General features: G+C 63.5%; 21 protein-coding genes and 1 tRNA gene. 7 read left to right on the forward strand and 15 right to left on the reverse strand.

What is annotated here, in order from left to right:
- Nucleotides 1-387, forward strand: a 387-nt coding sequence (locus tag C8N44_RS09300) for an integrase core domain-containing protein (RefSeq protein WP_245412992.1), incomplete at its 5' end; no start/stop codon positions are given.
- Between the two features lie 277 nt (nucleotides 388-664).
- On the opposite strand, the gene C8N44_RS09305 is transcribed toward C8N44_RS09300, so the two are convergent.
- Together C8N44_RS09305 and C8N44_RS09310 are read right to left on the reverse strand one after the other, a co-directional pair.
- Nucleotides 665-739 (reverse strand) — tRNA-Asn (locus C8N44_RS09305).
- A gap of 80 nt (nucleotides 740-819) precedes the next feature.
- The gene (locus C8N44_RS09310) at nucleotides 820-1,734 is read right to left on the reverse strand and encodes an MBL fold metallo-hydrolase (protein ID WP_107975925.1); all 915 of its coding nucleotides are present in this window, start codon (nucleotides 1,732-1,734) and stop codon (nucleotides 820-822) included.
- A 50-nt stretch (nucleotides 1,735-1,784) separates the two neighbouring features.
- Here C8N44_RS09310 and C8N44_RS09315 point away from each other — a divergent pair, with 50 nt between their 5' ends.
- On the forward strand, nucleotides 1,785-3,077 hold the full coding sequence (locus tag C8N44_RS09315) for an ATP-binding protein (RefSeq protein WP_107975926.1): 1,293 nt from the start codon (nucleotides 1,785-1,787) through the stop codon (nucleotides 3,075-3,077).
- 11 nt (nucleotides 3,078-3,088) lie between these two features.
- Here the strand turns inward: C8N44_RS09315 and C8N44_RS09320 are convergent, their stop codons facing one another.
- Both C8N44_RS09320 and C8N44_RS09325 read right to left on the reverse strand, forming a co-directional pair.
- Nucleotides 3,089-3,205, reverse strand: a complete 117-nt coding sequence (locus tag C8N44_RS09320) for an entericidin EcnA/B family protein (RefSeq protein ID WP_107975927.1) — start codon at nucleotides 3,203-3,205, stop codon at nucleotides 3,089-3,091.
- An 87-nt stretch (nucleotides 3,206-3,292) separates the two neighbouring features.
- Nucleotides 3,293-5,110, reverse strand: a complete 1,818-nt coding sequence (locus C8N44_RS09325) for an extracellular solute-binding protein (protein ID WP_107975928.1) — start codon at nucleotides 5,108-5,110, stop codon at nucleotides 3,293-3,295.
- Between the two features lie 276 nt (nucleotides 5,111-5,386).
- Here C8N44_RS09325 and C8N44_RS09330 point away from each other — a divergent pair, with 276 nt between their 5' ends.
- Nucleotides 5,387-6,160, forward strand: a complete 774-nt coding sequence (locus C8N44_RS09330) for a 3-hydroxybutyrate dehydrogenase (protein ID WP_107975929.1) — start codon at nucleotides 5,387-5,389, stop codon at nucleotides 6,158-6,160.
- 34 nt (nucleotides 6,161-6,194) lie between these two features.
- Entirely contained in the window at nucleotides 6,195-7,229 is a 1,035-nt protein-coding gene (locus tag C8N44_RS09335; RefSeq protein ID WP_107975930.1) for a patatin-like phospholipase family protein, read from the forward strand.
- A 4-nt stretch (nucleotides 7,230-7,233) separates the two neighbouring features.
- On the opposite strand, the gene C8N44_RS09340 is transcribed toward C8N44_RS09335, so the two are convergent.
- The 3 genes from C8N44_RS09340 to C8N44_RS09350 all read right to left on the reverse strand — a co-directional run bounded on the left by C8N44_RS09340 (nucleotide 7,234) and on the right by C8N44_RS09350 (nucleotide 9,844).
- Nucleotides 7,234-7,965 (reverse strand): DUF502 domain-containing protein, encoded by a 732-nt coding sequence (locus tag C8N44_RS09340; RefSeq protein ID WP_107975931.1) that lies wholly within the window; start codon nucleotides 7,963-7,965, stop codon nucleotides 7,234-7,236.
- Nucleotides 7,966-8,039: 74 nt separating this feature from the next.
- Nucleotides 8,040-8,954 carry a pseudouridine-5'-phosphate glycosidase gene (locus C8N44_RS09345; protein ID WP_107975932.1) on the reverse strand — a complete coding sequence of 305 codons (915 nt, stop codon included), beginning with the start codon at nucleotides 8,952-8,954 and terminating at the stop codon, nucleotides 8,040-8,042.
- Nucleotides 8,951-9,844 carry a PfkB family carbohydrate kinase gene (locus tag C8N44_RS09350; RefSeq protein ID WP_107975933.1) on the reverse strand — a complete coding sequence of 298 codons (894 nt, stop codon included), beginning with the start codon at nucleotides 9,842-9,844 and terminating at the stop codon, nucleotides 8,951-8,953. Before C8N44_RS09350 ends, C8N44_RS09345 begins: the two co-directional genes overlap by 4 nt.
- 122 nt (nucleotides 9,845-9,966) lie before the next feature.
- Between C8N44_RS09350 and C8N44_RS09355 the strand changes: the two genes are divergently transcribed.
- The 3 genes from C8N44_RS09355 (at nucleotide 9,967) to C8N44_RS09365 (ending at nucleotide 12,643) form a co-directional block, all read left to right on the forward strand.
- Entirely contained in the window at nucleotides 9,967-11,190 is a 1,224-nt protein-coding gene (locus tag C8N44_RS09355) for an acyl-CoA dehydrogenase (protein WP_373282704.1), read from the forward strand.
- Nucleotides 11,191-11,441: 251 nt separating this feature from the next.
- Nucleotides 11,442-11,885: a type II 3-dehydroquinate dehydratase gene (aroQ, locus tag C8N44_RS09360; protein WP_107975935.1), complete on the forward strand. Its 444-nt coding sequence runs from the start codon at nucleotides 11,442-11,444 to the stop codon at nucleotides 11,883-11,885.
- On the forward strand, nucleotides 11,882-12,643 hold the full coding sequence (locus C8N44_RS09365) for a LuxR family transcriptional regulator (protein WP_107975936.1): 762 nt from the start codon (nucleotides 11,882-11,884) through the stop codon (nucleotides 12,641-12,643). The genes aroQ and C8N44_RS09365 overlap by 4 nt, the downstream gene beginning before the upstream one ends.
- Nucleotides 12,644-13,107: 464 nt before the next feature.
- Here the strand turns inward: C8N44_RS09365 and tsf are convergent, their stop codons facing one another.
- The 8 genes from tsf to pstC all read right to left on the reverse strand — a co-directional run bounded on the left by tsf (nucleotide 13,108) and on the right by pstC (nucleotide 21,469).
- Nucleotides 13,108-13,983 (reverse strand): translation elongation factor Ts, encoded by an 876-nt coding sequence (gene tsf, locus C8N44_RS09370; protein WP_107975937.1) that lies wholly within the window; start codon nucleotides 13,981-13,983, stop codon nucleotides 13,108-13,110.
- An 87-nt stretch (nucleotides 13,984-14,070) separates the two neighbouring features.
- Complete coding sequence (rpsB, locus tag C8N44_RS09375) at nucleotides 14,071-14,838, reverse strand: 30S ribosomal protein S2 (protein WP_107975938.1); 768 nt, start codon at nucleotides 14,836-14,838, stop codon at nucleotides 14,071-14,073.
- Nucleotides 14,839-15,024: 186 nt separating this feature from the next.
- Entirely contained in the window at nucleotides 15,025-16,323 is a 1,299-nt protein-coding gene (locus C8N44_RS09380) for a HupE/UreJ family protein (RefSeq protein ID WP_107975939.1), read from the reverse strand.
- A gap of 106 nt (nucleotides 16,324-16,429) precedes the next feature.
- Nucleotides 16,430-17,119 (reverse strand): phosphate regulon transcriptional regulator PhoB, encoded by a 690-nt coding sequence (gene phoB / locus C8N44_RS09385; protein WP_107975940.1) that lies wholly within the window; start codon nucleotides 17,117-17,119, stop codon nucleotides 16,430-16,432.
- A 3-nt stretch (nucleotides 17,120-17,122) separates the two neighbouring features.
- Nucleotides 17,123-17,863: a phosphate signaling complex protein PhoU gene (gene phoU / locus C8N44_RS09390; RefSeq protein WP_107975941.1), complete on the reverse strand. Its 741-nt coding sequence runs from the start codon at nucleotides 17,861-17,863 to the stop codon at nucleotides 17,123-17,125.
- A 4-nt stretch (nucleotides 17,864-17,867) separates the two neighbouring features.
- The gene (gene pstB / locus C8N44_RS09395; protein ID WP_107975942.1) at nucleotides 17,868-18,665 is read right to left on the reverse strand and encodes a phosphate ABC transporter ATP-binding protein PstB; all 798 of its coding nucleotides are present in this window, start codon (nucleotides 18,663-18,665) and stop codon (nucleotides 17,868-17,870) included.
- A 15-nt stretch (nucleotides 18,666-18,680) separates the two neighbouring features.
- On the reverse strand, nucleotides 18,681-20,006 hold the full coding sequence (pstA, locus tag C8N44_RS09400; protein ID WP_107975943.1) for a phosphate ABC transporter permease PstA: 1,326 nt from the start codon (nucleotides 20,004-20,006) through the stop codon (nucleotides 18,681-18,683).
- Nucleotides 20,006-21,469 carry a phosphate ABC transporter permease subunit PstC gene (gene pstC / locus C8N44_RS09405; RefSeq protein ID WP_107975944.1) on the reverse strand — a complete coding sequence of 488 codons (1,464 nt, stop codon included), beginning with the start codon at nucleotides 21,467-21,469 and terminating at the stop codon, nucleotides 20,006-20,008. The genes pstA and pstC overlap by 1 nt, the downstream gene beginning before the upstream one ends.
- Between the last annotated feature and the right edge of the window lie 13 nt (nucleotides 21,470-21,482).

Below are 21,482 nucleotides of genomic sequence, written 5' to 3' on the forward strand. Positions count from 1 at the left end.
TTGAGACCTGAGACCCGGTTATGGCCACCCGCTGCGCTATTTGCGGGCTGCGCGTGTGGCCATAACCTTAAAAAGCGCTTCTTCCCGACGTGCTACGGCAGCGAGTTTATCTCCCGTGACCTGGACCTATGGGCCTATGCCAACGATGTCACGCTGGACTTCTCACGGCCAGGAAAGCCGACCGACAACGGGTTCATCGAGGCGTTCAACAGCAAGCTCCGGTCTGAATGCCTGAACGCCCACTGGTTCATGAGCCTTGCCGACGCGCGCGAAAAGTTGGAAGCTTGGCGTCGACATTACAACGAGGACCGACCCCACAGCGCGATCGGATACAACGTCCCGATTGCCATGCATTATCCCGATGGCGTCACCGGCCCGTCATCGTGAGGCAGCCGGAAAAATCCAACTTTCGGCGGTCCAAGGTTGGGGAGCAGTGCATCGCCGTCGCGCATCAACATAGTTGTAGATTGAGAGAAGGGTCCCTGTTGCGCCCAGGAAGAGCAAGACAAGGTCGCGCACGATTTCAAAGCTCGTCATCAGCTGAACTCTTCGTTTGGAATGATCTTGTTACCCTAAGCGTTACCCTGACGGAGGATTCCGATTTTCAGAAGGAACACGATGAAGCAAAAAAGCCCTCCAAGTCACTGACTTGAAGGGCTTTTTATGGCTCCGGCGGTAGGGATCGAACCTACGACCAATTGATTAACAGTCAACTGCTCTACCGCTGAGCTACGCCGGAACACGAGGCGCGTATAGCAACCACGATTCAGGGCGTCCAGAGGATTTTGCGACAAAAGTGCAGGGAATTTCGGTAGGACGTCAGGTCAACCAAGCGACGCTCGCCTCGGAGAGCGGTTCATCAATGCCGACGCAAGATCGTCTTTGCAGATCAATGAGATGGGCGAGGACATTTCGTCGGGCTGCCGACAGAAGCGGGGCAGGGGTCTCGGTGTAGATCCGCGTGGCGAGGCCGATTGCACTGGCTGGACCGGATTCAAGCGCCGCGAGGATTGCCGCCTCGCGCGCCTCGCGATGCGCGACAAGCTCGGCCAGGCGATCCCCGGGCGAGGTCACCGGCGCACCGTGTGCCGGGTAGAAGACAGACCAGCGGTGCGCCTGGAGCCGTCGGAGCGAGGCCATGAAGGCCGTCAGGTCGCCGTCCGGGGGCGAAACCAGCGAGGTCGCCCAGCCCATGACGAGGTCACCGGAGAAGAGCGCGTCACCCCAGGCAAAGCCCATGTGGTTTCCGAAATGGCCCGGTAGATGCATCGCCGTCAGCCGCCAACCGTCTCCCTCCAAGCTTTCGCCCTCCCCAAGGGTGCGATCCGGGCGAAAGGATATGTCCACGCCCTCGCCACCGCCGACTGTGGCAGCGTCGGCAAGGCGCGCCATGTCGGGCGCCCGTCCGCTTTCAGCGTCTCCGAAGGCCAGCACCGGTGCGCCTGTCGCCTCTGACAGGCGCCGCGCAAGGGGTGAGTGATCGAGATGAGCGTGGGTCACAAGGATGGTGGAGATACGCTGGCTGGGCTCCAGCGCCCCGAGGATTGCGGCCTGCTGGCTCGGGTCGTCAGGCCCCGGATCGATCACGGCGATATCGCTCGTGCCGAGCAGGTAGGTGTTGGTGCCGCGATAGGTCATGGGCGAGGCGTTGGGAGCGAGGATGCGTCGCAGGCCGGGGGCGATCCTTTCCGGGATCAACGGGGAAGGGCGGAAATCTGGCTGCGGGTCGGTCATCGCGGAGTTGTCCATGGAACAGGGAACAGGGGCAGGGTAAGGCTTAGCCCATGACCTTCGCTTGGCTCAAACGCTACATGCCGCGCAGCCTTTATGGCCGCGCCGCGCTGATTCTCGTGCTTCCCGTCGTGACGCTCCAGCTGGTGGTCTCGGTGGTCTTCCTGCAGCGTCACTTCACCGGGGTGACAGAACAACTGAGCCAGGAGCTTGCCCGGACGGTCAACCTCGTGCTGTCAGAGGGCCCGGACGACCCGATCCTACCCCTCGCCCTGGAGCTGGACGTCGAGGAAGTCTCCGAGGAGGCCCTTCCGGAGGCGGACAGCCGGCGATGGTACGACCTGACCGGGATCGTGGTGAACGCCACACTGCGCGCGCGCGTCCACGGGTTGGAACGAGTCGAACTGCCGAACGACCGTAACCTCGTGCTTTTCATCGAACGCGACGGGCAGCTGTGGCGCGTGGAAGCGGCCAGGCGGCGCGCGTCGCCGCCCAACGCTCACCAGCTTTTCGTCAACATGCTCTTCTTCGGCGTGCTCATGACCGTTGTGGCCTTCATCTACCTGCGCAACCAGCTGCGGCCGATCACCCGGCTCGCCGACGCCGCCGAGGCCTTCGGCAAGGGGCAGGTGGTCCGCTATTCGCCGGCCGGTGCTGTGGAGGTCAGGGCAGCCGGGCATGCCTTTCTCGACATGCGGGCGCGGATCGAACGCCAGATAGAACAGCGGACGCTCATGCTCTCGGGTGTCAGCCATGACCTGCGCACACCTCTGACGCGGCTGCGCCTTGGCCTTTCAATGCTCGACGACGAAGATCGCGAGCCGCTGGAGCGGGACGTGGAGGACATGCAGCGTCTGATCGACGCCTTCCTCGCCTTCGCGCGTGGAGAAAGCGAAGCCGGGCCGCCTGAGGCGACCAATCCGGTGGCGCTGGTGCAGGGTATCGTCGAGGATGCCGTACGGAGCGGGCAACCGGTGAAGGTTGCCGATATCGAGGGCGAGGGCATCCTCGTGCTTCGGCCGACGGCGATGCGCCGCGCGATCGAGAATCTTATCGCAAATGCAGTACGTTACGGGACGATTTGCGAGCTTTCGGTGAAGATCACGCCGAAATCCCTTTGCATTCGCGTCGAGGATGACGGCCCCGGAATCGCGCCGGATGCACGCGAGCAGGCCATGCGCCCCTTTGTGCGGCTCGATCCCGCGCGCAACCAGGATCGGGGCACCGGTGTGGGCCTCGGGCTGGCCATCGCCGCGGACATCGCGCGCGCCCACGGCGGCGTGCTGCGGCTGGCGGAATCCGAGCGTCTGGGTGGGCTCCGGGCGGATATCGTGATCGCGCGCTAGACGCGGAGTGATCAGAACATCCGTTCGACCTGCCGGGCTCCTGCCGAGATGTCCTGACCGATGCCGTCAATCGTGGCACATGCGGACAAGAGGGTGAGTGCTCCGACAAGGATAACAATGGGTTTCATGCTCTGCCTCGTTCATTTTGCCTTGGGCGGCCGGTTTGTCCGGCCTGCCCGGCGCGTGGCTACAGCGCCGCGCAAGTTGATGCTACGTCACTCTTCCTCGTACCACCAGACGTCGGGTTGCCAACCGATCCAGTCCCCGTAGATCGGCAACTCCTCGGGATACTTCAGTTCCGCGGCATGGGCGATCCGGCTGATGTTCCACTGGTAGATCGGGATCACGTAACGCCCGGCGGTCAGCACGCGGTCGAGCGCCCGCGTCGCGGCGACGAAGTCCTCGCGGCTTTCCGAGTTGAGAAGGGTGTCGATCAGCCCGTCGGCCGCTTCGGAACACATGCCCATCATGTTGCGCGACCCGACCGTATCGGCCGCGTCACATCCCCAATAGCTACGCTGCTCGTTCCCAGGGGAGAGGGACAGGCCCCACCGGTGGTAGGTCATGTCGAAATCGAAATTGTCGGTCCGCTCGTTGTACTGGGCCGGATCGATAACCGTGATGCGGGGCGTGATCCCCATGCGTTCGAGTGCGCTGGCATACAGGTCGATGATCGACTGTTCCTCGGTCGCCCCCTGCGGAAGCACGATCTCGAAGGTGAAGGGCTGACCCTCCGCGTTGCGCATCCGGCCATCTTGAATGGTCCAGCCCGCATCGGCCATGAGCGAAATGGCCTTGCGCAGGTTCTGGCGGTTGCGGGCGCTTCCGTCGCCCATGGGCAGGCTGTACCCTTCGAGCGCGCCCTGAGGCAGCGTGTCAGCGTAGGGTTGGAGCATCTCGCGCACGCGCCCTTTGGCGGGGCCGTCCTCCATGCCCAGCACCGAGTTCGAGAAATAGGAGGCGATCCGGGGCTGTTCGCCGCCGGTCATAGTATCGTTGATGTACTCGAAGTTGAACGCATGCAGCATGGCGGAGCGCACCTGCCAGTCTGAAAACACCCCGCGGCGCGTGTTCATGACAAAGCCCGTCATGCCCGAGGGGCGCTCGTGCGGGATCACCGACTTGATGACGTCGCCGCTCTGGACGGCGGGGAAGTCGTACTGCGTGGCCCATTTCTGGGCATTCGTCTCACGGTTCGAGGTGACGAGCCCCGCCTTGAAGGCCTCGAAAGCGGCGGTCCCGTCGGTGAAGAATTCCATGACGATCTCGTCGATGTTCGCCTGGCCGCGCATGAAGGCAACGTCCTTGCCCCAGTAGTCGGGATTGCGCTTCAGCGTCACGCTGCGCCCGGGCTCGAAACTGTCGACCACGTAGGGCGCGGTCGAGATCGGAATGACATCAAGACCGCTGTCGGTGAAATCTCGCCCTTCCCACTGGGCCTTCTTCAGGATCGGACGCATCCCGATCAGAAGGGCAAGCTCGCGGTTGTCGGTCGCAAAGGTGAAGCGCAGGGACCGTGGCCCGGTCTGCTCCATCGTCTCGACCTGGTTCCAGACGCTGGCGTAGCGCGGATGCCCCTCGGTGCTGAGCGTCTCGTAGGACCACATGACATCGTCGACCGTCACGGGTGTGCCGTCCGAGAAGGCGGCTTCCTCGCGCAGCGTGAACTCCACCCATTCGCGCTCGGGGCCGACTTCCAAGGTCTCGCAAAGCAGGCAATAGAGCGTAAAGGGCTCGTCGTAGGAACGCCCCATGAGGCTTTCGTAGGCCAGGAACCGAAGCTGCCAGGGCGTGCTGCCCTTGAGGATGAGCGGATTGAGACTGTTGAAGCTGCCGACTTCGCCGGTGACGATGCGCCCGCCCTTGGGCGCGTCGGGGTTGGCGTAGGGCAGATGATCGTAGTCGGCGGGCAGCTGGGGCTCTCCGTACATCGCGATCCCGTGCTGTGGCGCGGCGCTTGCGAATCCGGCTGAAACCATCACTGCAAGAGTGGCCGTCAAGCCTCTAATAGAACGCGAAAAATCATGCTTCATGCCCGCAACACTTCCTCACTGCCCTTATTTTATTGGCTCAAACTGTACCGGCTGGACCGAGGCATTTCAAACTTTTAGCTTGGACTCCGGCGCTTAAACGCTTATAAAGAACTCACTGCTCGATAGGTTTCTTGCCTGTATGAAACCTGCCTCAATGACTGAACGCCGGCCTTGTGCCGGCGTTTTTTTGCCTTCCGCGCACTCTGTCACCTTTCCCCGAGCGGGGACGCGCGCCATGTTACGCTGCAGATGCAAACGGCGCTGAAGGAAGATCCAATGTCACTGCAAGGCAAGACCGCGGTTATCACAGGCTCCAATTCCGGCATCGGGTTGGGGGTCGCGCACGAACTGGCGCGCGCCGGGGCCGATGTGGTCATCAACTCCTTCACCGATGATGACGAAGATCACAAGCTCGCCGACGAGATCGCCAGGGAACACGGCGTGAAGGTCCGCTACATCCAAGCGGACATGTCCAAGGCGGACGAGTGCCATGCCCTGATCGAGAAGGCCGGCGCCTGCGACATCCTCGTGAACAACGCAGGCATCCAGCATGTCGCACCGGTAGAAGAGTTCCCGGTCGGGAAATGGGATGCGATCATCGCGATCAACCTCAGTTCGGCCTTCCACTGCACGGCAGCCGCGCTTCCGATGATGCGCAAGGCGGGTTGGGGCAGGGTGGTCAACATCGCCTCGGCGCACGGCCTGACGGCATCGCCCTACAAGTCCGCCTACGTCGCGGCCAAGCACGGCGTCGTCGGCCTCACCAAGACCGTGGCGCTCGAGACCGCGCAGGAGCCGATCACCGCGAACGCGATCTGCCCCGGTTATGTGAAGACCCCTCTGGTCGAGGCGCAGATCCCCGACACTGCCAAGAAGTACGACATGACCGAGGAAGACGTGATCCAGAAGGTCATCCTGGACCGCCAGCCGTCGAAGGAATTCGCGACGGTCGAAGAGATCGGCGGGACGGCCGTCTTCCTCTGCTCGTCCGCGGCGAACCAGATCACGGGCACGACAATCAGCGTGGACGGCGGCTGGACAGCGCTCTGAAACCGTCCCTGAGGCATTCCCGAGAGGCGGCCACATGGTGAAACGCATCAACCTTGCCCTCCAGGGCGGAGGCGCCCACGGCGCGTTCACCTGGGGGGTCTTGGACCGTATCCTCGAAGAGGACGGGATCGAGATCGCCGCGATTTCCGGCACTTCGGCGGGTGCCCTGAACGGGGCGGCGGTCAAGGCGGGTATCCTTGCCGACGGCAACGCCGGCGCGCGCGAAATGCTCGACTGGGTCTGGACCCAGGTCGCATCGCTGGACGACATGCGCATGCCGGCCTGGATGCAGGCTTGGCTGCCGTCGCCCGGCATCATCAGCAAGACGCTCGAGTACTCCTTGCCCTACATGCTGACCGATACGGCGTCGCGCATGGTCTCGCCCTATGCTTGGGGGCCGTTCTACAAGAACCCGCTGCAGCCCATCGTCGAAAAGCTCGATTTCGGGCGGGTCTGTGCGGACGCGGGGCCACGGCTCTGCATCTGCGCGACTTCCGTGCGTGACGGCAAGATCCGGGTTTTCACACGCCACAACATCTCGACCGAGGCGATACTTGCGTCCGCCTGCCTGCCGACCATGTTCCAGGCGGTCGAGGTCGAGGACCCTGTGACAGGTGTGATGGAGGCCTTCTGGGACGGCGGCTACACCGGCAATCCGGCACTTTTCCCGCTCTTCGAGCGTGATCTTCCGGACGACATCGTCATCATCAACATCAACCCGCTGCACAGGCAGGACCTGCCCGTGACGCCCCCCGAGATCCAGAACCGGATCAACGAGATCAGCTTCAATTCCTCGCTTCTCCGGGAACTGCGGGCCATCGATTTTGTGCAACGTCTGCTCGTGGAGCGGTCGGTGCCGGAAGGGACGATGAAGCGCGTGCTCGTGCACATGATCTCCGACGACGGGCTCATGAACGACCTTTCCGTCGCGACAAAGCTTGTCGCGGTCCCTTCGGTCATTGCCGAGCTGAAGGCCGCCGGGCGCCGCGCGGCGGGCGACTTCCTGCGGCTGCACTACGACGACATCGGCGAACGCCAGACCGTCGACCTGCGCAGCATGTTCGGCTGATCGCTCAGATCTCCCGCGATTCCAGCGCGGCCTTGGCATCCTTGCCGTTGGGATAGACAAGCCCCGCCGAGATCACCAGCTTGGCCGCGTCCTCGATGCTCATGTCGAGCTCGATCACGTCTTCCTTGGGAATGAACAGCAGAAAACCCGACGTGGGGTTCGGGGTCGTCGGCACGAAGACCGAGATCAGCCCCGCCATATGCGACGCCTTCTCCGCGATTTCGCCCCTTGCATCGGTCGAGATGAAGCCGATCGCCCAGATGCCCCGACGCGGATACTCGACAAGGCAGGCGGTTTCGAAGCTGCGCTCGCTCTGGGCAAAGACCGTCTCGGCGATCTGCTTGATGCCCGAGTAGATGGAGCGCACGATCGGCGTCCGGTCCACGACGCCCTCGGCCGCGCGGATCAGAGACCGCCCGATCAGCCCCTTGGCGATCCAGCCCACCATCAGCGTGAAGAGCAGGAACACCACAACGCCGACGCCACGGATATTGATGTTGATCCAATCGCTCGACGTCGGATCGGTGTTGCCGATCCAGCGGTTGATCAGTCCTTCGGGCTGGTAGGCGTCCGGCACAAAAGGCAGGACGAAGCCATCCACGAAGCCGATCACCGACCAGAGGAGCCATACAGTCAGGCCTACAGGGGCGATGACCACGATCCCCGTCAGGAATGAGGCACGAAGGCTGGAGAAAGCACCCGGGCCGCGTTTTTCGGGGTCGTTCGGGGTGGTCATCTCTTCTCTCGGGTCGTTCAGCGGGAAGCTAGGCAGTTTCTGCTGCCACTACAATGGTCCTCGCGCGGGATGGTTCACCGCCCCTCGGCCTTGCCCAAGGCCTGAGCAATACCAGCGGCAAGACGCGCGTTGTTGAGGACAAGCGCGATGTTGGCGGTCAGCGACCGGCCCTCGGTCAGCTCGTAGATCCGCTGCAGCAGGTAGGGCGTGAGATCCTTGCCGCTGATGCCATGCTCGGCGGCATCGGCATTGGCGCGCTGGATGACCGGCATCATGACGGCGCGCGGGATCTCGGCCTCGGCCGGGATCGGGTTCGCCACCAGTTGTCCGCCGGGCAGCCCGAGCGCACCCCGCGTCGCATGCGCTTTCGCAATCGCCTCGGCGCTGTCCATGCTGAGCGGCGCGCGCAGGCCAGCGTCGCGCGACCAGAAGGCCGGCAGCGTCTGCTGGCCGTAGGCGATGACCGGCACACCAAGCGTCTCGAGCACCTCGAGGGTCTTGGGCAGGTCGAGGATCGCCTTCGCACCAGCCGCGACGACGGTCACCGGTGTCTGAGCAAGCTCATGCAGGTCGGCGGAGATGTCGAAGCTGCTTTCGGCGCCCCGGTGGACACCGCCGATACCGCCGGTGGCAAAGACCTCGATCCCGGCGAGATGCGCGCCGATCATCGTGGCGGCCACGGTCGTGGCACCGGTTCCACCTGTCGCCATGCAGGCGGCCATGTCGGCGCGGCTCAGCTTGGCGACGCGCTGCGCCTGCGCGAGTGTCTCCAGCTGCTCGGCTTCGAGGCCGACGTGCAGCGTGCCCTCGATGACGGCGATGGTCGCCGGAACCGCGCCGCAGTCGCGGATGGTCTGTTCGACCTCACGCGCCATTTCGAGGTTCTTCGGCCAGGGCATGCCGTGGGTGATGATGGTGGACTCGAGCGCGACGAGGGGCAGCCCCTCGGACTTGGCCCGGGCCACTTCCCGGGAATACGTGGGGGTCATTCGGCGAGATCTCCGGAAACATGGGCGGCGGCAGCAGATAGCGCCCGGGCAAGTGCCGCGGGCCGGTCGGCGCCGTCGCGTTCGGCCGCGATATGCGCGGCCATGAAACTGTCGCCAGCGCCGGTGACGCGGGTGACAAGAACCTTTGGGGGCAGGGCGGTCAGAAGCCCGTCGGCCGTGGCGTCACAGCAAAGCTGCCCGCCGTTGGTGACGATGGCCCGCGCCGCCCCGCGACCGATCAGGGTGCCGGCAGCGGTTTCGGCATCGTCGAACCGGTCCTGGCACAGCAGGCCGGCTTCCTCGAGGTTGACGTAGAGCGTTCCGTGCCCGGCCCGCAGGAAGGGCAACAGGCGCTCGGCCTTGCCGGGGCTTGCGGGCGCGATGCGAAGATCGGCCCCGGCGAATGACTGCGCATGCGCGATCTCCTCGAGAAGCGCCACGGTCAGGTTACCGTCAAGCGCAACAAGCCCGCGCCAGGGCTTCGCCTCGGTCCCGAGCGCGCCGTCTTCGAGCGGACGAAGCACCTTGGCACCGGCGGCTTCGAGGGAATGGGCGTCGGCGATGGCCGCAACCAGGCCGTTCGCGCCCTCGATCGCCATGTAACGGTCCGTCGGAAGATCCTCGGATCTATAGAGAAATTCGGTCTGGATGCCGAGCGCCTCGCAGGTGGCGACAAGCGCGTCACCCTCGGTATCGCGTCCCACCGAGGACAAGAGCGCGGGCCGCAGCCCGAAGCGCGTCAGAGTGACGGCGATGTTCAGCGCCACGCCGCCCGGCAGACGCTCGATCCGGCCCGGCACGTCTGCACCTGGCTGCATGTGCAGCCGCGTACGTCCGATCACGTCCCACAGGACGGAACCGATGCAGAGAATGTCGGGGCGGGTCGTCATGGCCGCCTTGTGACGCGGCGCGCGAAAGGGCGCAAGAGCGGGCAGGGCACCAATGGGCTTTTCCCAGCGGCAACAGTCACTATGCTGCGCACGACGAGTCAAGGAGAGCCCAGATGAACGAGATGCCCAAGACCCAACCGGCGTTGAAGGCCAAGGATGCGCCCGACCTGGGGCGCTTCGACTGGGAGGATCCGTTCCGCCTGAGCGACCAACTCGACGAAGAAGAGCGCATGATCGCTGAAAGCGCGCGCGCCTACGCCTCGGAAAAGCTCGCGCCACGAGTGATCGACGCCTACAACGAAGAGAAGGTCGAGCCCGAAGTCTTTGAGGAAATGGGAGAAATGGGCCTTCTGGGTGTGACGGTCCCAGAAGAATACGGCGGTCTCGGCGGTTCTTACGTGTCCTACGGGCTTGTTGCCCGCGAAATCGAGCGGATCGATTCCGGCTATCGCTCGATGATGTCGGTGCAATCGAGCCTCGTGATGTATCCCATCTACGCCTACGGCAGCGAGGAGCAGCGCCAGAAATATCTACCCGGACTGGCAAGCGGCAAGCTGATCGGCTGCTTCGGCCTGACTGAGCCCGACGCCGGCAGCGACCCCGCCGGCATGAAGACGCGCGCCGAGAAGATCGACGGCGGCTACCGTATCACCGGTACCAAGATGTGGATCTCGAATTCGCCGATTGCCGACGTGTTCGTGGTCTGGGCCAAGTCGGACGCACATGACGGCAAGATCCGCGGCTTCGTGCTCGACAAGGGCATGAAGGGCCTGAGCGCACCCAAGGTCGGCAACAAGCTGAGCCTGCGCGCCTCGGTCACCGGCGAAATCGTCATGGAAGGAGTGGAAGTCGGAGAAGACGCACTTCTTCCGAATGTTCAGGGCCTTAAAGGGCCTTTCGGATGTCTGAACAGGGCCCGCTACGGCATCTCCTGGGGCGTCATGGGCGCCGCCGAGTTCTGCTGGCAGGCCGCGCGCCAGTACGGGCTGGACCGCAAGCAGTTCAACCGGCCGCTGGCGCAGAACCAGCTTTTCCAGAAGAAGCTGGCCGACATGCAGACCGAGATCGCGCTGGGGCTCCAGGCGAGCCTCAGAGTCGGCCGGCTGATGGACGAGGCGCAGGCCGCACCCGAGATGATCTCGCTCATCAAGCGCAACAACTGCGGCAAGGCGCTCGACATCGCGCGGATGGCCCGGGACATGCACGGGGGCAACGGTATCTCGGCCGAGTTCCAGGTGATCCGGCACATGATCAACCTCGAGACGGTCAATACCTACGAGGGAACACATGACGTCCACGCGCTTATCCTGGGCCGCGCCCAGACCGGACTTCAGGCGTTCTTCTGAGCAAGAGAGCAGCAGCCCCAATGGCTGCTGCGTTCGCCTATTTAAATCCGATAATCAGTATTATGTTGATATATGAACGTCCAGGAAATTCCATCGGTCGCAGGTTGGCTGATTGACGTCTCGATGTAACATCGCCGGGGCTATCCACGGTCTCGACACGAGGTAAGGTTTGACCGATAGTACGGCCTTCTTCAAAGACGTTGCAGGTCGCCCAACGCCCATATTCAATCCGTCCAAGTCCACGGTAGCAGATGCATTCGATACTCGTCCTCAACGGCCCCAACCTGAACCTGCTCGGGACCCGCCAGCCCGAGGTCTATGGCAGCACCACGCTTGCCGATATCGAAGAGATGTGCCGAAGCCACGCGGAAAGCTCCGGCGTCTCAGTCACCTTCCTGCAGTCCAACCACGAAGGTCAACTCGTCGACGCGCTGCATGACGCGCGTGGCACACATGACGGTGTCGTTCTCAACGCAGGCGCCTACACGCACACGTCCGTCGCGCTGATGGACGCGATCTCGTCCGTGCAGCTCCCGGTGATCGAACTGCACCTTTCCAATATCCACGCGCGTGAGAGCTTTCGTCACAAGAGCTATATCGCACCCGTCGCGCTGGGACAGATCTGCGGGTTTGGTGCCCGCGGCTACACGCTCGCGGTCGACGCGCTGATTGGTCATCTGGAGGCAAAGTCATGAAGCCGGAACTTCGCGCGGAAATGATCGAGCTGACCCAAGTCGACAGCGTCGAGCACCTCTGGCAGATGCACTGCCGCCGGATGGCGAGCTACGGGTTCGATCGGCTGCTTTACGGATTCACCCGGTTCCGGACGCCGAATTCACTTGGCGATCCGAACGATTTCATCGTCCTCACGAACCACGAACAGACCTATCGCCAAGGGTTCGTCGAAGGTGGCCTCTACAAGCATGCGCCCATGGTCAAATGGGCCCTCGAGAACGAAGGCCACTGCAGCTGGCGCGCGATGGTCGATCGGATTTCCAATGGACAGCTGACCGAGCAGGAAAGCAAGGTCGTGGAGTTCAACCTGAACCACAAGGTTCACGCAGGGTATTCGATCAGCTTCCGATCCGTTTCGAGCCGATCCAAGGGCGCGATCGCGCTCGTCGGCCGCGCCGACCTTACACAGGACCGTGTGGACCAGATCTGGCAGGAAAGCGGTGAGGACATCCTGCTGCTGAACAACATCGTGCACCTGAAGATCCTGACGCTACCGGTCACCCTGCCCCATCAGAACCTCACCCCCAGGCAGCGCGAAGCGCTGGAGTGGGTCGGCGACGGCAAGACCATGCAGGATATCGCCCAGATCATGGGTCTGACACAGGCCACCGTGGAGAAACATCTGCGCCTTGCCCGGGAAACGCTGAACGTCGAGACGACGGCCCAAGCCGTCGCGAAAGCGGCGTTCCACAACCAGATGTACATCCTGCCGGCCTGAGGCGAACGACTCTGATTTCCCGAGGCGCGTATTGCCTTTTCTCACTCCACCTGGAGTTGAACTCAGAAAGCGACGGAATTAAGCGCGTCAGTGCTATATTTCGAAAACCAAAAATCACCCTTCGCAAAAACCAAATATTATCAGCCGATTGCAATCAATGATGTCAAATTTCGCCTAGGTCCGGAAATCCGGACTTTTTTAACGCAACGTTAATTGTCAATGTAGGGGTGTTCCGTGAGTGGTGGCTTTGGCCATGGAACATAGGAGGAGCAACCCCGGCGATTTCCGGGCCAGGCTTCTCCTCCGGTCCCAACCGGAGCTGGTCGTAGCGTTGAAATTTGAGCAGCGCTGCGGCCGGCATCCTCGAACGACGCCCTGCCGTTTCATCCCCATTGTCCTGGCGGGGATCGCCAGAGGTTGGGAGTCGCCCGATGCCCGGGCGGCTCCCTGCTTTCTTTCGGACTTCAGCCCTGCGCCGCCTTGGCGACTTCGGCTGCGAAGTCTTCCTGTTCCTTCTCGATGCCTTCGCCGACCTGCAGGCGGACGTAGCCCGTGATGGTCGCGCCGGCTTCTTCTGCGGCCTTCTCGACCGTCAGGTCGGGATTCACCACGAACTGCTGACCCATCAGCGTGATCTCGGCGAGGTACTTGCGCATGCGCCCTTCGATCATCTTCTCGATGACGGCCTCGGGCTTGCCGGACTCGCGCGCGATGTCCATCTGGATCTGGCGCTCTTTCTCGACGGCGTCTGCGTCGAGCGAGTCAGCGTTCAGCGCCTGCGGGTTGGCCGCCGCGATGTGCATAGCAACCTGGCGGCCGAAGGCCTCGTCACCGCCGGTCATCGCGACGACGACGCCGATCTGGCCCATGCCGGGCGCAGCAGCGTTGTGCACGTAGGTTGCAACGGTTTCGCCCTCAAGCTTCACCATGCGGCGCACCGACATGTTCTCGCCAATCGTGGCGATCTTGTCGGTGATCGTATCGTTCACGGACTTGCCGTCGATCGTCGTGTTCTTCAGCGCCTCGACGTCGTCGACCGAAACGGCGGCGTCGGCAATCTTGGACACCATGTCCTGGAAGTCAGCGTTCTTGGCGACGAAGTCGGTTTCAGAGTTCACTTCGACGGCGACACCGGTGCCACCCTCGACCTTCACAGCGACAAGGCCCTCTGCCGCGGTACGACCGGATTTCTTGGCCGCCTTGGCAAGGCCCTTGGTGCGCAGCCAATCAACGGCGGCGTCCATGTCACCGTCGGACTCGGTCAGCGCCTTCTTGGCATCCATCATGCCTGCGCCGGTCATCTCGCGCAGTTCTTTCACCTGTGCAGCAGTGATCGCCATCTTCGGCTCTCCTCGTCTCGTCTTGCTATCGGGTGGCCCGGGGGCCACCCGCTCATGTCACGGATGCATGTCGCTTTTGCGACGGGCTCAGCCCTGCGCGGGCTCGGCAGCGGCTTCTTCGACCGGCGCGTCTTCCAACGAACCCAGGTCGACACCCGCGGCGTCGAGCTGCGCGGTCATGCCGTCCAGCGCGGCGCGGCTGACGAGATCGCAGTAGAGCGAAATGGCGCGTGCGGCGTCATCGTTGCCCGGGATGATGTAGTCGATGCCCTTGGGCGAGCAGTTGGTGTCGACCACGGCCACGACCGGAATGCCCAGCTTGTTGGCTTCTGCCACGGCGAGCTGCTCTTTCTTGACGTCGATGACGAAGAGCATGTCGGGAACGCCGCCCATCTCGCGGATGCCGCCGAGCGAAAGCGTCAGCTTCTCCTGCTCGCGCTCCATGTGAAGGCGCTCTTTCTTGGTGAGACCCTCGGCACCTGCGTCCATCTGTTCGTCGATCTGCTTGAGGCGCTGGATCGACTGGCTCACGGTCTGCCAGTTGGTCAGCGTGCCACCGAGCCAGCGGTGGTTCATGTAGTACTGGGCGCACTTCTCGGCCGCTTCTGCGACGGGTGCGGAAGCCTGGCGCTTGGTGCCGACGAAGAGAACGCGACCGTTCTTGGCGACGGTCTCGCGGATCGCGTTGAGCGCCGCGTCGAGCATCGGCACGGTCTGCGTCAGGTCGATAATGTGGATGCCGTTGCGCGCACCGTAGATGAACTCGCCCATGCGGGGGTTCCAGCGCTGCGTCTGGTGGCCAAAGTGAACGCCAGCTTCGAGCAACTGGCGCATGGAGAACTCGGGAAGAGCCATGCGTCTATCCTTTCCGGTTTATGCCTTGGCGAAGGATCAGCCCGGCGGGTGCCGGAACAACCGGTGGACCTTCGGGGATGTCTCCCCCGACGGCCCGCCTTCGCCTGCGGGATTAGTGAGCGCGCGTCTAGCGACGCTGGCGGGCAAGGTCAAGCGCAATCTCGCGCAACGCCCCTGCCCTTCGCGTCAGAGAAACACGCGCTCGATAAACCACCATGCCCCGACCAGTGCGATGAAGACCGAGGCCGGCATCGCAACGAAGCGGCGGTAGGCATGCAGGCGATCTACGAAGGTGGCCGAGGCGAAGCAAAGCAAGCAGAGCCCGGCAAGCGGCCACAACGCGGTCGGGGCGCTGACACCCATGCTCTGACTGAACGCCGGCCCGTCGAGGACAACACCGAGCCCTGCGAACCCCAGGGCCGTGATCGCATAGACCACCTGTCCCGTCCGCACGTCGGCATAGCCCGCGTCCACCCGTTGCGCGAGAAGCACCAGCATGAAGGCCAACGCGATCACCGTCAGCTGGCCGATCTCGACGCCGACGTTGAAGCCCAGAAGGCCTGCCACGAAGGCGTTCTGCGGCAGACCGAACTCCTGAAGGACCGAGGCAAAGCCCAACCCATGCAATAGCCCGAAAACGAAGACCACGACGGGCCGCCAGCGGTGCAGCCGATGCGAGAGCAGATTCTCGACCGCGACATAGACGATGGAGGCGGCAATGATCGGCTCCACGATGCTAGCGGGAATGCTCACGATCCCGAGCGCGCCAAGGGCGAGCGTCACCGTGTGCGCCGCCGTGAAGGCCGAAATCTGCCAGAGCAGCGGCCCCGCCCGCGTCGACAGAAAGAAAAGCCCCAGAACAAAGAGGATATGGTCGAGCCCCTTGGGCAGGATGTGATCGAACCCTACGGGGATATAGCCGAGGAAGGTCCCGAGCGCCCCCTTGGCGTTCCCGCCGGAAAGGTCGATGGGTCCCGAGGACTGTCCTTGCAGGTAGCCGGTGTAGCCCTCTTCGACGTCCATCTGGCGCAGCACGAGGGTGCCGTAGCGGGCGGGCCATGTCAGCTCCAGCGTCCGCGCGCTTGCGGGAAGCGCCCCCTCGATCATCAGAACCGTGTCCCGTGGCAGCGCGGTATTGCCCACCGGCGGCACACGGATCTCCGTCACCTCAAGCGGCACGTCCTCGCCCTCCGAGGTCACCTCGACCGGTTCGAGAATACCCGGCAGATCCTCCCGCAGCCGCTCGACAAGCTGCCCGGGTTCGAGGGCGCGAAGCGCGTCCACCTCCGACGCCACCCCGCTTCCATCGGTATCCTCGAGCCCTTCAAGATCGACGCCCGCCATCAGCGGCTCGATCCCGAGGCTCATCTCGATCTTCAGGGTATCGTTCTCGGTGATGAAGTCCGCGATGGCCGCGCGCACCTCGTGGGCACGCGCGCCTGCAGCCGCGAGCACGAAAAGCATCGCACCGATCATAACCCTCATGGACGCGGTCTCCCTGTTCCGTTCGACAGGATGGAGACGCAGCCTCGGGATGCAAGGCGCGGCCCCCCGCGCCCAGACAATTAACTATTTTTGTCGGCCATAAGACCTATCCGAGGGCATATCCCGCGCCGCGCACCGTCCGGAGGGGGTCGCCGCCACCGTTCTGACACAGTGCCTTACGCAGTCGGCCGATGTGGACATCGACGGTTCGGGTGTCGACATAGATGTCACGCCCCCAGACACGGTCCAGAAGCTGCTCGCGCGACCAGACGCGACCCGGTTTCTCCATGAAGGTGGTCAGCAGACGGAACTCTGTCGGGCCGAGCTTCAGAAGCGATCCGCTGCGTGTGACGCGATGCGTCTCCGAGTCGAGCACGATGTCCTCGTATTCGAGCCGCAGGCCCGCCGCTGCCGGTCGCGTCCGCCGCAGCTGTGCCTTGACCCGCGCCATGAGCTCGACGACCGAATAGGGCTTCACCACGTAGTCGTCGGCCCCGGTCTCGAGCCCGCGAACCCGGTCGACCTCCTCGGAACGCGCCGAGAGCATGATGATCGGCACGTTGCGGGTCTCGGGACGCGTCTTGATCTGGCGACAGACCTCGATCCCCGATACGTTGGGCAGCATCCAGTCAAGCACGATGATGTCGGGATGCTCTTCATCGAGAAGCATCAGCGCCTCCTCGCCGTTCTCGGCGCGGGCGACACGGAACCCTTCCGATTCCAGGTTGTAGCTCAGAACCTCCCTCTGGGCGGCCTCGTCCTCGACCACCAGCACTGTGGGTTGATCTGCGGCCATGCGTCAGTCCTCATCCCCGTTCAGACTCGGGCTCAGTCCCGCATCCGTCGACGTCCGGTCCGCCTTCACGCGGGTGTCCTCGGGTTTGCGGCCGGAGGTCAGGAAGACCACCTGCTCGGCAATCGAAGTGACGTGGTCGCCCATGCGTTCGATGTTCTTGGCGATGAAATGGAGGTGCATGCAGGCGGTGATGTTGCGTGGATCCTCGAGCATGAAGGTTAGGAACTCGCGGAACAGCGTGTTGTACATCTGGTCGACGTCGCGGTCGCGCTCGATCACGTCGAGCGCCAGCGCCTCGTCGCGCTGGATATAGGCGTCGAGCGCGTCCTTGAGCATCAACTCGACCTCGCGCGCCATGCGGCGCAGCGACGTGGCGGTGCCGCCGATGGCCTGCATCTGGACCAGCACGCCGGTCCGCTTGGCCATGTTCTTGGACAGGTCGCCGATCCGTTCGAGGTTCGAGGACATGCGCATGACCGACAACACGACCCGCAGGTCGGTCGCGGTCGGGGCCCGCAGCGCGATCACCCGCGCGGCTTCCTCGTTCAGTTGATCCTCCAATGCGTCGACGGCCGCGTCGCCCTTGCGCACCTCTTCTGCCAGTTCCTCGTCGCGGCTTTCCAGCGACTTGGCGGCCTTCATGATGGCGGCCTCGACAAGGCCGCCCATCTTCATGATCTGTGCCTGGATGCCTTCCAGGTCCCGGTCGAAGGCCGAGGCGATATGTTCGTGAAAATTGCTCATGAGTTCAGCCGATCCGCCCTGTGATGTAGCTTTCGGTGCGCTTGTCTCTGGGATTGGTGAAGATCGTCCCGGTCTCGTCGAATTCCACTAGATTGCCGAGATGGAAGAAGGCCGTCTTCTGGCTCACTCGCGCTGCCTGCTGCATGGAGTGCGTCACGATCACCACCGAGTAGTTCGCCTTGAGTTCGTCGATAAGTTCCTCGACCTGCGCCGTGGCGATCGGGTCGAGTGCCGAGCAGGGCTCGTCCATGAGCAGCACCTCGGGCTCCGTCGCCACGGCCCGCGCGATGCAGAGACGCTGCTGCTGCCCCCCCGAAAGACCGGTGCCGGAGGCGTCGAGCCTGTCCTTCACCTCGTCCCAGAGCGCACCGCGCCGCAGCGCCTTTTCGACGATCTCGTCCAGCTCGGCCTTGTTCTTGGCCATGCCGTGTATCTTGGGGCCATAGGCGACATTGTCGTAGATCGACTTGGGGAAGGGGTTGGCCTTCTGGAACACCATGCCGACCTTGGCGCGCAACTGCACCGGGTCGACGCGCTTGTCGTAGATGTTCTCGCCATCGATCAGGATCTCGCCCTCGATGCGGGCGATGTCGATGGTGTCGTTCATCCGGTTCAGACAGCGAAGGAAGGTCGACTTGCCGCAACCCGATGGGCCGATGAAGGCCGTCACGGTGTTGTCCTCGATGTCGACGTCCACGTCCTTGATCGCGTGAGTCTCACCATAGTAGACCTGCACGCCACGGGCGCTGATCTTCACTTCCTTCTGCTCCACGTCTCTCTCCGTATGGGGTGCGTCGTACATATCCATATACCCTTCTTACCAGCGACGCTCAAAGCGACGGCGCAGGACGATGGCCACGATGTTCATGGTCAGCAGGAAAACCAGCAGGACGATGATCCCGCCCCAGGCCTTCTCGTAGAAGATCTGGTCGGCCCGGGAGGCCCAGGTGTAGATCTGCGCCGGCATCGCCGAGTTGCTGTCGAGCAGCCCCTCGGCCACGCCGTCGGGATATTTCAGCGCCACGAAGCCGACCATGCCGATCAGCAGCAGCGGCGCGGTTTCGCCAAGCGCCTGCGCGAGGCCGATGATCGTGCCCGTCAGGATTCCCGGCATGGCCAGCGGCAGGACGTGGTGGAACACCGACTGCATCTTCGAGGCCCCGACCCCCAGCGCCGCGGCGCGGATCGAGGGCGGCACCGCGCGCAGCGCGGCGCGGGTCGAGATGATGATGGTCGGCAGCGTCATCAGCGTCAGCACGAGCCCACCAACAAGCGGCGCCGAGCGCGGCAGTCCGGCGAACTGGATAAAGAAGGCCAGCCCGAGGATGCCGAAGACGATCGAGGGCACCGCCGCGAGGTTCGAGATGTTCACCTCGATGATGTCGGTAAAGCGGTTCTTCGGCGCGAACTCCTCGAGGTAGATCGAGGCTGCCACGCCGATGGGCAGCGACAGGATCAGCACCACGGCCATCATGTAGAAGGACCCCACCACCGAGGCGCCGATGCCGGCGGCCACCGGGTTGTCGTCCGAGGCCTCGGTCCCGGTCAGAAACTGCCAGTTGAACTCGCTCGTGATGATGCCGTTTTCCTTCATCTCGTCGGCAAGGTCGAGATCCTCGGGCGTGAGGAACGTGGACCTTTCCTGTCCCTCGCGGGTAATCCGGCCTTTGAAGTAGCCGTCGGTACGGCTTGAGGTCGGCAGCTTGAAGGTCACCGCTTCGCCAAGCTGGTCCTCGTTCGCGGTGTAATAGTTGCGCAGCATGGCGCCGGGGCTGCCGATGATGCGCTCAACAGATTCCGGGTCGACATCCTCGCCAAGCTCGGCGGCCAGCGAGCCGACCAGCAGGTCCTGGTAGGCGCGCGTCTTGAAGAGCTGGTCCTCAGCCGCGGCATATTCTTCCTGCGTGACGGTCAGCTCTATCTCGACGACGGTCCGCGTAAAGGCGGGCAGACCCGAGGACAGGATCGACCAGACGAGCATGACCAGAAAGGAAAGCCCGATAGCGATGGCCGCGATCCCGTAGGACCGGAAGCGGGCTTCGGCGCGGTTGCGCTTCCTGGTGTTCACGTCGATCGTCAGGAGCGAGGTATGCTTGCGGGCGGTCGGTCCCGAGGCTCCGGGATTGTTGGTGGCGTCGGTCATTACTCGTACTGCTCCCGGTATTTGCGCACGATATAGAGGGCGAAGACATTGAGCCCGAGGGTGATGACGAAGAGCGTCATCCCCAGCGCAAAGGCGACAAGCGCCTCGGGACTCGTGAAGTCGGCATCGCCGGTCAGCTGGCTGACGATCCGGGTCGTTACGGTCGTCATCGCCTCGAAGGGGTTCATGCTCAGCCGGGCCGCGGCCCCTGCCCCGAGCACCACGATCATCGTCTCGCCGATGGCACGCGATGCGGCGAGCAGGATGGCGCCCACGATTCCCGGCAACGCGGCCGGCAGGATCACTTGGCGGATCGTCTCGGATTGCGTTGCGCCAAGCCCGTAGGATCCATCGCGCATGGCCTGCGGCACCGCATTGATGATGTCGTCGGACAGCGACGACACGAAGGGCACCAGCATGATCCCCATGACGAGCCCGGCGGTCATGACCGCGGTGGCACCGCTCATCCAGTCGACACCAAGTGCCCCGCCATCACCGAAGACATCCAGCAGAAAGGGCCCGACCGTCAGCAGCGCGAAAAGGCCGTAGACGATGGTCGGAATGCCTGCGAGAACCTCCAGCGCGGGCTTTGCAAAGGCGCGCACCGGCTTGGAAGCGTATTCCGACAAGTAGATCGCCGCGAATAGCCCGATCGGCACGGCCACGATCAGCGCGATGATCGAGATATAGAGCGTGCCCCAGAGCAGCGGCAGCAGGCCAAGCTGGCTGGTACCGTTCCAGCGCGTACCGAAAAAGAAGTCCCAGGCCGGATAGAGCCTCAGGAACTCCACGGTGTTGAAAACCAGCGACAACACGATTCCAACCGTCGTCAGGATTGCGATGCAGGCTGCGGTCAGGAGCATCATGCGGGTCATGAACTCGACCGCGTTGCGGGCGCGGTAGTCCTTGTCCGTCTTGACGAAGGCGATGGCGGTTCCGAGCAGCGATGCCGCGATGACGGCGAAGGCCCGCAGCGTATCGCCCCAGGCAGAAATCCCCATGTAGCGCTGTGCTGCCTGAAGCTCGGTCTGCGTCACGTCGCCGGAAAGCGCGACGCCGAGATCGGCAAGGCGGCCGCGTACATCGGTCAGGTCGGCCCTCATGTCAAATACCTGTTCGCGCGTCAGGTCACCTGCTCCGATTGCGTTGGACAGGCCTTCGGCCAGCCGCTGCACCTGCGTCATCACGAGGCTCAGCTGCCCAGATCCGAAGTCTGGATTTGCGTCGAGGATGATGCTCTGGACGGACTGCTTGATGACGATGGGCTGAACGGCGCTCCAGACGGCGAGCAGCAGCAGCGCGGGCACAAGCCCGGCGAGCAAGGCGTTCATGCCGTAGAAATTCGGTAGGGAGTGCAGGTTGCGGATGTTGCCCGAGGCCGACGACATCGCACGCCGCCGGGCGCCGACGTAGCCCAGCACCGCGACGACCCCGATGACGATGAGTATCCAGAATGGTGACATGATGACTTCCGCA

This window comes from Allosediminivita pacifica (assembly GCF_003054175.1).
Classification (GTDB): Bacteria; Pseudomonadota; Alphaproteobacteria; order Rhodobacterales; family Rhodobacteraceae; genus Allosediminivita; species Allosediminivita pacifica.

Excerpts from the sequence above, each read along its gene's own strand:
- C8N44_RS09310 (WP_107975925.1), bottom strand. The coding sequence starts at position 1,734 with ATGACCGACCCGCAGCCAGATTTCCGCCCTTCCCCGTTGATCCCGGAA.
- C8N44_RS09315 (WP_107975926.1), top strand. The coding sequence starts at position 1,785 with ATGACCTTCGCTTGGCTCAAACGCTACATGCCGCGCAGCCTTTATGGC.
- C8N44_RS09320 (WP_107975927.1), bottom strand. The coding sequence starts at position 3,205 with ATGAAACCCATTGTTATCCTTGTCGGAGCACTCACCCTCTTGTCCGCA.
- C8N44_RS09325 (WP_107975928.1), bottom strand. The coding sequence starts at position 5,110 with ATGAAGCATGATTTTTCGCGTTCTATTAGAGGCTTGACGGCCACTCTT.
- C8N44_RS09330 (WP_107975929.1), top strand. The coding sequence starts at position 5,387 with ATGTCACTGCAAGGCAAGACCGCGGTTATCACAGGCTCCAATTCCGGC.
- C8N44_RS09335 (WP_107975930.1), top strand. The coding sequence starts at position 6,195 with ATGGTGAAACGCATCAACCTTGCCCTCCAGGGCGGAGGCGCCCACGGC.
- C8N44_RS09340 (WP_107975931.1), bottom strand. The coding sequence starts at position 7,965 with ATGACCACCCCGAACGACCCCGAAAAACGCGGCCCGGGTGCTTTCTCC.
- C8N44_RS09345 (WP_107975932.1), bottom strand. The coding sequence starts at position 8,954 with ATGACCCCCACGTATTCCCGGGAAGTGGCCCGGGCCAAGTCCGAGGGG.
- C8N44_RS09350 (WP_107975933.1), bottom strand. The coding sequence starts at position 9,844 with ATGACGACCCGCCCCGACATTCTCTGCATCGGTTCCGTCCTGTGGGAC.
- C8N44_RS09355 (WP_373282704.1), top strand. The coding sequence starts at position 9,967 with ATGCCCAAGACCCAACCGGCGTTGAAGGCCAAGGATGCGCCCGACCTG.
- aroQ (WP_107975935.1), top strand. The coding sequence starts at position 11,442 with ATGCATTCGATACTCGTCCTCAACGGCCCCAACCTGAACCTGCTCGGG.
- C8N44_RS09365 (WP_107975936.1), top strand. The coding sequence starts at position 11,882 with ATGAAGCCGGAACTTCGCGCGGAAATGATCGAGCTGACCCAAGTCGAC.
- tsf (WP_107975937.1), bottom strand. The coding sequence starts at position 13,983 with ATGGCGATCACTGCTGCACAGGTGAAAGAACTGCGCGAGATGACCGGC.
- rpsB (WP_107975938.1), bottom strand. The coding sequence starts at position 14,838 with ATGGCTCTTCCCGAGTTCTCCATGCGCCAGTTGCTCGAAGCTGGCGTT.
- C8N44_RS09380 (WP_107975939.1), bottom strand. The coding sequence starts at position 16,323 with ATGAGGGTTATGATCGGTGCGATGCTTTTCGTGCTCGCGGCTGCAGGC.
- phoB (WP_107975940.1), bottom strand. The coding sequence starts at position 17,119 with ATGGCCGCAGATCAACCCACAGTGCTGGTGGTCGAGGACGAGGCCGCC.
- phoU (WP_107975941.1), bottom strand. The coding sequence starts at position 17,863 with ATGAGCAATTTTCACGAACATATCGCCTCGGCCTTCGACCGGGACCTG.
- pstB (WP_107975942.1), bottom strand. The coding sequence starts at position 18,665 with ATGTACGACGCACCCCATACGGAGAGAGACGTGGAGCAGAAGGAAGTG.
- pstA (WP_107975943.1), bottom strand. The coding sequence starts at position 20,006 with ATGACCGACGCCACCAACAATCCCGGAGCCTCGGGACCGACCGCCCGC.
- pstC (WP_107975944.1), bottom strand. The coding sequence starts at position 21,469 with ATGTCACCATTCTGGATACTCATCGTCATCGGGGTCGTCGCGGTGCTG.